Raw genomic sequence first — 13,203 nt, forward strand, 5'->3', positions numbered from 1 at the left:
TATCAGGCCTCTTTCTCGATCATGGTGAGATTGTCACGCAGAATAGGGCCATACTCGTATTTGCCGGGGCAAACGTATGTGCACAGCGCCAGATCCTCTTCGTCTAGCTCAAGACACCCAAGTTGCATGGCAACTTCAATGTCGCCCACGATCAGCGAACGAAGCAGCTGGGTCGGCATAATATCCAATGGCATGACGGCTTCGTACGAACCCACTGGCACCATGGCACGTTCAGAGCCATTAGTGGAGGTCGTCGGCGCGTAGTTACGCAGGCCTTTGATGCGGGAAAGATAAATACCCAGAATCGAGTGGCGATCGGCACCTAGCGACAGCCAACCTAGCAAGGCACGCTTGTTGCCTTCCTCAAGCAGACTGATCTGATTGCTGAAGCGCCCCAGGTAAGTAAGATTTCCTTCAGCCGTAAAGCCAGAGAAAACAGAACCGGAAATCACCCGAGTGTCATCAGGTTTGATGACTTCACCGGCCAGGAGTTCATCGGTACTTGCTCCAATCCGGGTGCGAACAAGACGCGGCTTTTCAGCACGCGGGCCACCAATGGCGACTATTCGGTGAGTACTAAGCTTCCCTTCGGCAAACAGTTTGCCGAAGGCGATAACATCCTGATAGCCGATATGCCAGACGTGTCTGTGCAGTGCGACCGGGGAAAGGTAATGAATATGCGTGCCCACCAGACCCGCCGGGTGAGGACCAGCAAAACTTTCTGCGGTCACACCGTCAATCTCTTTCCCTGGAATAGCGTCATCAGCCCCGGTACACAAGAAAACGTTGCCCTCGGTCAGGCGGGTTAGCACCTTGAGGCCGTCTTCAAATGCCTGGGATTCTTCATTAATGATAATTGCTGGATCAGCGCTTAGCGGATGAGTGTCCACCGCGGTTACGAAGATATCGGCAGGTTTACTGTCAATTGCTGGCGTACGCGAGAATGGACGCGTGCGTAACGCTGTCCAGAGTCCCGATTCGACCAATTGATCGACTACCAGCTGACGGTCGAGCTGTGCTAAAGAGGCGCGGTCATGAGAGGCGAATGTCATCGCTTCTTCATTTTCGTCAACTTTAATCACGACAGACATCAGGCGACGCTTTTCGCCACGGTTTATTGCTACCACTTCACCGCTTGCCGGTGCCGTAAAGCGCACACCTTCAACCTTCTTATCGGTAAAGAGTAGTTGGCCTAGTTTGACCTTATCCCCTTCCTGAACTTCCATGGTTGGCTTCATGCCAACATAGTCAGTGCCTAGGATTGCCACGTAACGCACAGGCTGCGCATCTTCAATACGCTGCTCGGGCGCTCCCGTGATGGGGAGATCCAGGCCTTTTTTGACTTCGATCATAGTCTCGCCCAGTTGATGGATCGGATATACGAAGGTAAGGGGTTCGAATGCTTATTTTCTGCTCAGTGAATTGTTATTTTCTGTCAGATTGTTACCAGTCAGGCCCAAGCACTGCTTGAACCACCCCGAAAAATCTTACGCATTATAAAGATAAGCGCGGCCAATGACCACATCCCTGATGCCCCCCAAAAGTGTTATACACCTACCAATGGCTATTGATTTTACAATTAAAAACGCCACCCGAAGGTGGCGTTAAAAAAAAATACAACTCGATGAAAAATCACTTTAACAAGCAATTCACCGATATAGAGGCGTTACGCGTGGCGTGGCAGCTTTAAAAATTCGACATTGGACATGTGCTGCAGGATACGAATTACCTGACAGCTGTAGCCAAATTCATTGTCATACCAAACGTACACAACGGCGTGGTTGTCATTAGCAATCGTTGCCTTGGCATCCACAATACCGGCGTGGCGGTTACCGACAAAATCCGACGATACCACTTCTGCAGAGTCTACGAAGTCGATCTGCTTTTGATAATCCGAGTCGATGGACATTTTGCGCAGATAATCATTTAACGCCTCAGCGTCAGTCGACTTATTCAGCGTCAGGTTCAAAATGGCCATGGATACGTTCGGCGTAGGCACACGAATAGCATTACCGGTCAATTTGCCTTCAAGCTCAGGCAACGCTTTTGAAACGGCTTTCGCGGCGCCGGTTTCCGTCAATACCATGTTGAGTGCTGCGCTACGACCGCGACGATCACCCTTGTGGTAGTTATCGATCAGGTTCTGGTCATTGGTATAGGCGTGAACCGTCTCAACATGCCCCACCTCTACCCCATACTCATCGTTTAATACCTTGAGTACCGGAACAATGGCGTTAGTAGTACAGGAAGCGGCCGACACAATGCGATCATTTTCACCGATGGCTTGATGGTTAATACCATAAACGATGTTTTTGATATCACCTTTACCCGGCGCAGTTAATAGCGCTTTGGCAGCGCCCTTGCACTCAAGGTGCTGACCCAGGCCTGCTTCATCGCGCCAGATACCGGTGTTATCAACAATAACGGCATTATTGATGCCGTAAGTGGTGTAATCGATTTCACTAGGTGAATCGGCATATATAACCTGAACAACGTTTCCATTCACGGTGAGCGTACGTGCCTCAACGTTAACAGAGATAGTCCCTTCAAACGGTCCATGCACAGAGTCGCGACGCAGTAAACTGGCACGCTTTTCAAGGTCTTTAGCAACATCGCCACGCCCGCGCACCACAATCGCACGCAGCCGCAACAGGTTACCGCCGCCAGCTTTTTCAACCAAGACTCGCGCTAACAGACGCCCAATACGGCCAAAACCATAAAGCACAACGTCCTGAGGCTCGCCCTTGCTGGCACCCGGTTGGTAGCCATCAATAATGTCTTGCAGCTCATTACGCAGGAAGGCATCCAGGTCACCGCCGCCCTGTTTTTTAAACATCACCGCCAGCTTACCCACATCCACATGGGCCGGACCGAGGTTAAGCGCGCTCATCGCCTCAACAATCGGGAACGTATCTTCAACAGAAAGCTCGGTACCTTCAATCTTACGCACAAAGCGGTGGTCTTTCAGAATTCGGATAACCGACTGATTGATCAACGAACGCCCAAACATGGTAGCCACAACGTTGTGCTGCCGATAAAGACGCCCCACCAGCGGGATCATCTGTTCTGCCAAGGCTTGGTTGTTTTGCCATTGCTCAAAAACATTCTCGGGAGCTTGCTGACTCACGTGCGGCCTCATAAGGTTTGTGAAAACGGATTTGTAAAAACAAATTTTTGAAACAGAGTTTTAAAACCAGTACTTAACACCAGTACTTAAAAACCAGAGCGCTGAAAACATAAACGCTAAAAATCGGGTATCGACCACAGGGTCGTAAACCAAATGACCAGGGTATTATCCCGGCCTTCGGACCAGCCCGCAATCAAAGGATGGTCGCACACCATGTAGGGGTATTACATAAACAGGCGTTTGACTACAAATACAAAATAGGCAGTGGCAACACCGTACCGGCTAGCCCTCTGACTGAAAACGGGTCATCGTGTATGATCCAATCTCCGTTTCAGCGCAAAACGATACCCTGACTATGCCATCATTTTCTCTGCTCGAACCGCCCCAACCGCAAGGAACACGCGACACGCTTTATTGGACAGCGCCTCCCGGCAGTGCGTCTGCATTGGCGTTAGCCCAGGCTGCCGCCAGTGCACCGTTGTTGGTGATCACGCCCAGCACGGCCAGCGCCCAACGCCTGGAACAAGATTTGGCGTTTTACAGCGACGTTCCCGTTCTGCCATTTCCTGATTGGGAAACGCTGCCGTACGACAGTTTTTCACCCCATCAGGATATCGTTTCGGCACGCCTGCGCACGCTACGCCAACTCCAGGACGGCGTACGGGGCATCGTGCTAGTACCCATTAACACGTTAATGCAGCGCCTCTCCCCGGTATCGTATATCGCTGGCCGCGTGATGACGCTAACGGCAGGCGCTAAACTTGATCGAGAACATTTTAGAGAATCATTAACCCGCGCAGGATATCGCGCAGTTGAGACGGTCTATGAGCCCGGCGAGTACGCCATGCGGGGTGCGTTGATTGATCTTTTTGCGATGGGCATGGACGAGCCGATTCGCATCGACCTGTTTGATGATGAAATTGATACCCTGCGGCATTTTGATCCCGGCAGCCAGCGCTCAACCGATAAAGTAGGCACGATTGAGCTGCTTCCCGCTCACGAGTATTCACTCAGCCGCAGTGCGATTGCCTGCTTTCGTGAGCAGTTTGAAACCTTGTTTGATGTCGACCCGCGCCAGTGCCCACTTTATAACGACGCTTTGAAAGCCATACCGTCACCGGGCCTAGAACACTATTTACCGCTCTTTTTTGACGAAACGGCATCGCTTTTCGACCACGTTACCGCTGACACTCGCGTTGCGCTGTTACCCGGCGTCTTTCAAGCCGCAGAGCAGCATTGGCAGTCCATAGAAGCACGCTATATTAACCTGGGGGTTGACCCTACCCGCCCTCTACTGCCCCCACACCGAGCGTTTTTTCCGGTCAGCGAGGTGTTCTCGGCAATCAAGGCGCGCCCACGCATTGAGCTGACCGAAGATGAAACGCAGCGCCACGCATTAATCCCAGAAGCAAAGGCGTTGCCGCCTCTGGCGATTAATGCCCGGGCAAAACACCCCTTGAGCGAACTAAACAGCTTTTTAAACAGCGAGCCTGGCACCCGAATTCTGTTTGTCGCTGAATCACGTGGACGCCGGGAAGCGCTGGAAGAAATTCTGGCACCGCTGTCCCTGTCGCCTCCGCATGTTGAAAGCTTTCAGGCATTCCTGGCGAGCCAACACGCTTACGCCATTACCGAAAGCCTGGTGGATAGCGGACTATGGTTAACCCAGCCGGCTATCGCAGTGATTAGCGAAACAGAGCTGTTTGGCGAGGTAGTCCGTCAAAGCCGACGCCGTGAAAAGGCCACCGATGACAATGAGCTGGCGGTTCGGCATCTATCCGAGCTGCGCGAAGGCGCGCCCGTAGTTCACCAGGCACACGGTGTAGGCCGCTACCTGGGGCTTGAAACCCTGGCCGCAGGCGGTCAGGCCAATGAGTTTCTGGCGCTCTCCTACGCCGATGGTGCGAAGCTTTATGTTCCCGTGGATAGCCTGCACCTTATCTCCCGCTATAGCGGCGCCGATGATGAGCTGGCGCCGCTGCATAAGCTGGGCTCTGACCAATGGGAAAAAGCGCGCCGCAAAGCGGCCGAGAAAATTCGCGATACGGCCGCCGAGTTGCTGGATGTTTACGCACGGCGGGAAGCTCAACAGGGCGTGGTTTATGAAAGTCCAGGCGACGACTACGTGCGCTTCTCGGCGAGTTTCCCGTTTGAAGAAACGCCCGACCAGCATGCTGCCATCGAAGCCGTCATTGATGATATGACCTCCCCCCAGCCAATGGATCGCGTGGTCTGTGGCGACGTCGGGTTTGGTAAAACCGAAGTCGCCATGCGTGCAGCCTTCTTGGCCGTGCAGTCAGGCCGCCAAGTGGTTGTGCTGGTTCCCACCACCCTACTCGCGCGTCAGCACTTTGAGAATTTTCGTGACCGCTTTGCCGATACGGCGGTCAATATCCGCCTGATCTCACGCTTTACGGCGGGCAAAGAGATGACACAAACGCTTGAGAGCATTAAAAGCGGTCAAACCGATATCGTGATCGGTACTCATAAGCTGCTCTCCAAAAGCGTCGAACTGCCTCAAATGGGGCTACTGATTATCGATGAAGAGCACCGCTTTGGCGTCGCCCAGAAAGAAAAACTCAAAGCGCTTCGCGCAGAAATCGATATTTTAACCCTCACCGCCACGCCTATTCCCCGCACGCTCAACATGGCAATGAGCGGTATCCGCGATCTATCCATTATCGCGACACCACCGGCTCGCCGCCTGTCGGTCAAAACCTTCGTCCAGCAGCGTGACAACAGTGTGATTAAAGAGGCCTTACTGCGCGAAATACTGCGCGGCGGCCAGGTCTACTTTCTACACAATGAAGTCAAAACCATTGAGAACACCGCGGAGCAGATACGTGAACTCGTACCCGAAGCTCGCGTTGCGGTGGCTCATGGCCAGTTGCCTGAGCGTAGCTTAGAACGCGTGATGTCGGACTTCTATCACCGACGCTTTAACGTTCTCGTCTGCTCAACCATCATTGAAACCGGTATTGACGTCCCAAGCGCCAACACCATTTTGATTGAGCGTGCCGACAAGTTTGGCTTGGCGCAGCTGCACCAACTGCGCGGGCGCGTTGGCCGCAGCCACCATCAAGCATATGCCTACCTTTTAACCCCTCCCCCCAAAGCCATGACCCGCGATGCGGTTAAACGCCTTGAGGCCATCAGCGCGTCCGATGATCTGGGCGCTGGCTTTACCCTGGCAAGCCACGATATGGAAATTCGTGGCGCAGGCGAACTCTTAGGCGATGAGCAAAGCGGCCAGATGGAAACCATCGGCTATACGCTTTATATGGAAATGCTGGACCGGGCCGTGAAAGCCATTCGGGCGGGGAAAACACCTAACATCGACGCCCCCTTCAACACCGGCGTAGAAATTAGCCTAAACTTACCTGCATTAATCCCCGATGATTACATTCATGATGTTCAACAGCGGCTTGTCATGTATAAACGCATTGCCAATACGCAAAGCGAAAATGAGCTTAAGGAGCTACAGGTCGAGCTGATTGATCGTTTTGGCCTGCTCCCCCAACCCCTTAAAAACCTGGTTCGCCAAACCAAACTGCGTCAACGCGCTGAGCAGTTGGGGATTAGCCGCATTGAGGCAGGCGAAAGCCGTGGACGAGTGCTGTTTGATGGCACAACCAAGGTTGACCCATTAACCCTCGTCAAGCTCATTCAAACCTCACCCCAGCACTACCGCCTGGATGGCTCAGATACCTTACGGTTTGAATTTACCATGGCAACCAGCGAACAACGCTTTGAACAAGTAGAAACACTTTTAACTACCCTTAATCAAAAAGTAGCGGCGGCGTGAACCTTGGGGCAAACTGGTAACAAGCAGGCTATGTTTGCCCGTTTACGCGTACTAGCAGTGCACTAACTTATTAGGAATGACCATGAACATTCGTCACAAATTCAACCTTTGGGGCCCTACCAGTTTGGCTGTATTGCTGGCAGCTAGCCTCACAGGCCCGGTTTTTGCGCAAACAGCGCCTGAGCAAGCAGATAACGTAGCGACAGCCAGCGAAGTACTGGACGATGCAGCTCAAGCTGAACAAGGGCGCGACGAACTGCCACGCGGGCAATTTCGGCTTCCGGAACAAGGCGACATCATCGGTGAGCGCTACACGGTTACCGTTGAAGACCCCAAAGAGACTCTGATCGACATTGCCCGTCGCCATAATATTGGCTACGAAGAAATACGCATGGCTAACCCCGAAGTAAGCATGTGGGTGCCAGGCGAAGGCACCGAGGTAGTGATTCCCGCTCAATACATTCTTCCACCAGCACCGCGCGAAGGAGTGGTCGTCAACCTTTCTGAGCTGCGCCTCTACTACTACCCGGCCGATAACCCAGGCATCGTTGAAACCTACCCGGTCAGCGTTGGTCGCAATGAGTTTGCAACGCCTGTCGGCCTTACCCGCACGACGGTAAAAGTAAAGGACCCCGCCTGGGCGCCGCCCGCCTCCATGCGCCGCGAAGCAGCAGAACGAGGCGACCCAGCTCCAGCGGTAGTGCCGCCCGGCCCGGATAATCCGCTTGGCGAACACGCCATTCTATTGGCCATGCCAAGCTATCTGATTCATGGCACCAATCGGCCTGACGGTGTGGGCATGCGCGTTAGCCGCGGCTGTATCCGGATGTATCCGGAAGACATCAAATCGCTGTATGAGCGCCTGCCGAGCGGCACGAAGGTCAACTTGATGGATGCGCCCTTCAAAGCAGGCTGGGCAGCCGATGGAACGCTATTTGTGCAGTCGTACCCGCAGCTTGAAGAGAATGTCGGTGACTTCGAGCCCCTGCTAGCCGCCATCGAGCGCGTTGATGCGCTGACCGAAGATCAGGTTGAGGTGGACTATGAGCAGGTAAAACGTGCCGTAGAATCACCGGATGGCAACTTTGTTGCGTTGCATGGCCCTCAGGCACCTAAGCCTGTCGTAGAAGAAGAGCCTGCAGCAGAACTTAATGGCTTGTTTGAAGAAGTAGAGCTTAGCCAGGCAGAGCCTGCTGAAGAAGATGCTTAACAGATAACATCCATAAAAAAACCCCGCCGAGGCGGGGTTTTTTTACATCTTCAGCAACCGCTGAGTCTAATAGCTACCCAGTGGTCCAAGCAGAATTACTTCTGCATGGAACGCTGGAACATGCGGTTCATTTCTTCACGGTTCTGCTCAGACATCTGCAGGGCAGCTTGCGCATCGCGCTGAGCTTGGTTAGCAGTGTTCAGAGCTTGTGAAGCCATGCTGCGTGCTTCTGCGGCATCAGCCTGTGCAGATTCAGCAGTCATGCGAACTTCTTCCAGAGCGCTGGTAGAAGCACAGCCAGCCAGGATTGCCAGAGAAGCAGCAGCGGCGGTCATTTTCAGAGTAGTCTTCAGAGTCATAATGTTCTCCTTGAGTCTTCCTTGGGTACAACGTTAGGGGTATAACAAAAATCAGGCTAATTGCTTAGTTAGAAATTGTCTACCCACGATACAGGTTCTTTACAATGACTTGTGCATGAGCACGCCAGTCAAACGCTGTTTTATAATAGACCACAACGCTTGTCTATAGCCACTTGTACAAAACCTCGAACTTCCATCAACAACATAAGACTAGCGGATCACAACGCGAGTGCCAACATCAACCAGCTCAGCAAGTCGCTCAATTTGTTCATTTGTCACCGCCACGCACCCTTGAGTCCAGTGGTAGCGGCCATGAATATCGGGATCACCGCTGCCGATGCCATGAATTCCAATAGCCCCACCCAGCGCCGTGTTTTGCGGTGGATGTCCATATCGACGGTAATAATCGAAATAGGCTTCGTAATCGCGCTGCGAGTAGATGCCCTTTTCAAGCGCCATGCGTGCATGGGCTGGGGTAGGATAATCGATACCGAGGAAGATATGCCACCGACTTTCGTAATTAAATCGATTAATGCGAAATTCGCCCAGCGGAGTCACATTATCACCCATTACCCGCTGCGTCTTTGCACCAGCGCGCCCCAATGAAATAGGCGCAAAATATTCAAGCTGCGTTTCACCGCGAAAAACGCTAAGCGACGATGCCTGATCGTCAATCATCAACCACAGCTCGGTACTATAGCGCGGTATGTGCGCGCGCGAGAGCAGCGTTTCAACTAAGTCAGGCGGCTCTACATTTAACGTAGCATTTGTCGTAGCGGCGCTTGCCACCACTGGCCAACCAAGCGCAAGGGCTAAAAAACGGCGGCGATTTAAAGGCATAGTTCTAAATCTAAAGACATCGGTTAGCTCTCAAAACGGGCCAGTTTACGGCTGACCAACAAAGCATATCTAAGGGCTGTTATACCCTATTTACGCCATGTCTGTCAGCGGCCTTGGACAAGATTTTTTTCGTTTAGACACACCAAACCCTGTCAACCAAACGCTATTCAACGCAGGGCTAAATATCTTCAAACTCTCGCATGCTGGTCACCAGCTTTCGCGCCTCGGCATTATGGCCTTGAGCTAGGGAATCAAAAAACTCAGCCTCAGGCTCAATACGCGCCCTGGAAGCGCGATGCTCATATAGTGACTGCAATTTTTCATGGGCCTCAACGGCCGTACGGGTCACTTCATCGACAGACCCAGCTACCGTTTTTTCAGTTAGCCTTTCAAGCTCCGGCGGTTCAGGAAACTCACTTGATTCATCAAACCACGTTTCCAGAACTTCTTTATGACTAGAACCATCATGGAAGAGACCATTCAGGCCTTTCTGCATTCTTAACTCACGACTGGCAAGGTAGGTCAGCGCCATGCTTAAACGCTCATTATTCGCTTGATCCGCCGCGTCGCTGTATTGAAGGGCCATACGCTTATGAAAGCCTTCCGCCCACTCAACTAAATCTTTGACTTGGTTATAACGCATCCTTGCCTCCTTCTGGCGTTCTATCATCAAAGCAACATCGTGTTGTTTTATGATACTAGCTGATCAGGGTAGTTCCGTTATCTCACAAGCTACCATTCCTGGCTGGTCTCTCGGAGCGCTGCAATCTCAAGCTTTGCTGCTTGCAAGTGCATGAGAAGCTCTTCGTGAAGACTTGCCTGATGACCTACCGCAATCATCGCCGGGTTAGCTACTGCGCGTCTGGCAGCGCCATCACTGCTATGTAACTGCTCAAGCTTCTGGGTAAGCCAATACAGCCAGCTTTCAGGCTCACGCATCAAATCGCGCAACCGCTGTAGCTCTGCAAGCGGCGGCCCATTGCTTGCCAGCAGTTCCTGCCAGACGTGATGTTCCAGCCGGGCATGCTCGGTTACTTCTTTTAGCAGCGAGGTCAACGCCAACTCAAAGAGAGCCAAGGCACTCTCTTCGAGCGCCATCTGGCGAGCGGGCGCATGCTCGTCTTCACCAATGGGCATGCTTACCAGCAATTCAGCTTGGTAGAGCAGTTGATTAGTGCGCGAGCGAGCACTCATTTACGCTTGTCCTCTACGTGCCATTTGCCTGCCTCGAAGGTTGCTTTCCAGCCAGTGGCCTTGCCCTCTTCGTCCGTCATTACGTACTGTTCTTTATTTTTACGCGAGTAGCGAATTTGTGCTGGGCGACCATCAGGGTCTTCGCTGGGTGCCTTGAGAATAAAGTGATACTTCTCGGGCAGCTCATCAGCATGAGCTTTTAGCTCTTTAACCAACGGCGGACGCGTTTCACGGTTTTTAGGGAATTTACTCGCCGCTAAAAACAGGCCGCTTGCTCCATCACGCAGTACGTAGTGGTCATCGACTTTCTGGCAGGCCAGTTCCGGCATCGGAATCGGATCCATCTTGGGCGGCGCCACTTCACCGCTTTTCAATAGCTTACGAGTATTCTTACACTCGCTATTGGTGCAGCCAAAGTATTTACCAAACCGGCCTGACTTAAGCTGCATTTCCGAGCCACACTTATCGCATTCGATAACCGGGCCGTCGTAGCCTTTGATCTTGAACTTGCCCTGCTCTATTTCATAACCATCACAGTCAGGGCTATTACCGCAAATGTGCAGCTTGCGGGTTTCATCAATCAGGTAGTTATCCATCGCCGTGCCGCACTTATGGCACCGACGCTTGGCACGCAGGGCGTTGGTTTCCGCCTCTTCACCGGCATCCGCCGCCACGGCCTCCTCACCCGGAATCAGGTCAATCGTAGTCTTGCAGCGCTCTTTGGGCGGCAGGTTATAGCCACTACAGCCTAAAAACACGCCGGTGGAAGCAGTGCGAATCTGCATCTTCCGACCACACGAGGGGCAATCAATATCGGTTGGCACCGGCTGGTTGGGACGCATCCCGTCATCGCTCTCAGCCTTGGCAAGCTCTTCACTAAACTCGCCATAGAAAGCATCGAGCAGTGCCTGCCAATTGCGCTCACCTTCCGCAACCTCATCCAGGCTATCTTCCATACGGGCGGTAAACGAGAAGTCCATCAGATCAGGAAACGACTCTTTCAGGCGCTCGGTAACGATATCACCCAGCTTTTCGGCGTAAAAACGCCGATTTTCCAACTTCACATAGCCACGATCCTGGATCGTCGAAATAATCGAGGCGTAGGTAGAAGGACGACCGATCCCCTGCTTTTCAAGCTCTTTAACCAAGCTCGCCTCAGTATAACGTGCCGGCGGCTTGGTAAAGTGTTGCTGAGGATCCAGCGTTTCCATCGCCATTGGCGTGCCTTTGGGCAAATCAGGCAGCGTCTGGTCTTCATTTTTACCGCTTGGTTTCAAAACCCGCGTGTAGCCGTCAAACTTCAGAACACGCCCTTTAGCGCGCAGGTCATAACCATCCACTTCAACGCTCAGCGTGCTCGACAGATACTCGGCCGGGGTCATCTGACAGGCCACGAACTGACGCCAGATCAGCTCGTATAAGCGCTCGGCATCGCGCTCCATACCAACCAAATCGGTCGCCTTGCGCTCAACGCTTGATGGGCGGATCGCTTCGTGAGCTTCCTGGGCGCTCTCTTTGCTGCTATAGCGATTGGGCGCTTCGGGTAGATAGCGCTCGCCGTACTCACTACCAATAAACTCACGTGCACTTTCAACCGCATCTTTCGAGAGATTAGTGGAGTCGGTACGCATATAGGTAATGTAGCCGGCTTCGTACAAACGCTGAGCCATGGTCATGGTTTTCTTGACCGAGAAACCCAGGCGGCCACTGGCTGCCTGCTGCAGCGTAGAGGTAATAAACGGTGCCGTTGGCTTAGAACTAGTGGGCTTATCTTCCCGTGAGGTAATCGCAAGCTTCGCGTTACGCAGCGCCGCAATTCGCTCCATGGTGTCTTTTTCAGAGGTCGGCTTAAACACCTTGCCGTCTTGCTTGGCGAGTGCAAAGCGTACCACTTCGCCGTCTGGCGAGACTAGATCCGCATGCACATCCCAAAACTCTTTTGGGATAAACGCACGAATATCACGCTCGCGCTCAACAATAAGACGCACCGCGACAGACTGCACGCGACCAGCGGAAAGGCCACGGGCCACTTTGGCCCACAGCAATGGCGACAGCATAAAGCCTACCACACGGTCTAAAAACCGCCGCGCCTGCTGAGCTTCTACACGCGGAATATTCAGAACGCCGGGAGCCTTAAACGCATCCTGAATGGCGTTTTTAGTAATTTCGTTAAATACGACCCGCTTATAGCGACTATCGTCCCCGCCGATGGTTTCCCGCAAATGCCAAGCGATGGCTTCCCCTTCGCGGTCCAAATCCGTCGCCAGATAAACGGCGTCAGCCTTTTCAGCGAGTTTTTTGAGCTCAGCCACTACCTTCTCTTTGCCAGGCAAGACTTCGTAGCGGGCTTCCCAGCCATTATTGGGATCAATACCCATACGCCGAATTAACTGATCATGGCTTTTGCGCTTTTTATACTCTGCCTTCTCTTCCGCTGACATTTTGCGTGTTGCCGCGGCTTGGCGAGCGCGCTCCTTAGGGTCGGAAGCTGCCTTGCCCGAGCCGCTGGTCGGCAGATCACGAATGTGACCCACGCTCGACTTTACGATGAAATCGTTGCCGAGATACTTATTAATCGTCTTCGCTTTAGCCGGCGACTCGACGATGACCAGTGACTTGCCCATAGTGCTCCACTTTTCTATTGCGTGGGCTGACAGCCCACGCTCTG

At 52.9% G+C, this 13,203-nt stretch carries 9 protein-coding genes; 2 read left to right on the plus strand and 7 right to left on the minus strand.

The genetic code is table 11. The features are described from left to right. Nucleotides 1–2 precede the first annotated feature (2 nt). Together ACT3XD_RS07730 and ACT3XD_RS07735 are read right to left on the minus strand one after the other, a co-directional pair. Entirely contained in the window at nt 3–1,352 is a 1,350-nt protein-coding gene (locus ACT3XD_RS07730) for a Na(+)-translocating NADH-quinone reductase subunit A (RefSeq protein WP_192537862.1), read from the minus strand. A 314-nt stretch (nt 1,353–1,666) separates the two neighbouring features. Next, nucleotides 1,667–3,127 carry a glyceraldehyde-3-phosphate dehydrogenase gene (locus ACT3XD_RS07735; RefSeq protein WP_192537861.1) on the minus strand — a complete coding sequence of 487 codons (1,461 nt, stop codon included), beginning with the start codon at nt 3,125–3,127 and terminating at the stop codon, nt 1,667–1,669. 355 nt (nt 3,128–3,482) lie between these two features. Between ACT3XD_RS07735 and mfd the strand changes: the two genes are divergently transcribed. Further along, on the plus strand, nt 3,483–6,932 hold the full coding sequence (gene mfd / locus ACT3XD_RS07740; RefSeq protein ID WP_192537860.1) for a transcription-repair coupling factor: 3,450 nt from the start codon (nt 3,483–3,485) through the stop codon (nt 6,930–6,932). A gap of 82 nt (nt 6,933–7,014) precedes the next feature. Next, nucleotides 7,015–8,142, plus strand: a complete 1,128-nt coding sequence (locus ACT3XD_RS07745) for a L,D-transpeptidase family protein (protein ID WP_192537859.1) — start codon at nt 7,015–7,017, stop codon at nt 8,140–8,142. Between the two features lie 95 nt (nt 8,143–8,237). On the opposite strand, the gene ACT3XD_RS07750 is transcribed toward ACT3XD_RS07745, so the two are convergent. The 5 genes from ACT3XD_RS07750 to topA form a co-directional block, all read right to left on the minus strand. Beyond that, nucleotides 8,238–8,501, minus strand: coding sequence for an Lpp/OprI family alanine-zipper lipoprotein (locus tag ACT3XD_RS07750; protein WP_018917296.1), 264 nt, complete (start codon nt 8,499–8,501; stop codon nt 8,238–8,240). Between the two features lie 210 nt (nt 8,502–8,711). Then, the gene (locus ACT3XD_RS07755; protein ID WP_192537858.1) at nt 8,712–9,341 is read right to left on the minus strand and encodes a L,D-transpeptidase; all 630 of its coding nucleotides are present in this window, start codon (nt 9,339–9,341) and stop codon (nt 8,712–8,714) included. Between the two features lie 178 nt (nt 9,342–9,519). Beyond that, the gene (locus tag ACT3XD_RS07760; protein ID WP_192537857.1) at nt 9,520–9,984 is read right to left on the minus strand and encodes a 2-hydroxyacyl-CoA dehydratase; all 465 of its coding nucleotides are present in this window, start codon (nt 9,982–9,984) and stop codon (nt 9,520–9,522) included. Nucleotides 9,985–10,073: 89 nt separating this feature from the next. Then, nucleotides 10,074–10,535 (minus strand): DUF6586 family protein, encoded by a 462-nt coding sequence (locus ACT3XD_RS07765; RefSeq protein ID WP_192537856.1) that lies wholly within the window; start codon nt 10,533–10,535, stop codon nt 10,074–10,076. After that, a complete protein-coding gene (gene topA / locus ACT3XD_RS07770; protein WP_192537855.1) occupies nt 10,532–13,159 on the minus strand; it encodes a type I DNA topoisomerase in 2,628 nt (875 codons plus the stop codon). Before topA ends, ACT3XD_RS07765 begins: the two co-directional genes overlap by 4 nt. Between the last annotated feature and the right edge of the window lie 44 nt (nt 13,160–13,203).

Origin of the sequence: Halomonas sp. AOP7-B1-5 (assembly GCF_052353045.1) — a bacterium.
Classification (GTDB): domain Bacteria; phylum Pseudomonadota; class Gammaproteobacteria; order Pseudomonadales; family Halomonadaceae; genus Vreelandella; species Vreelandella colorata.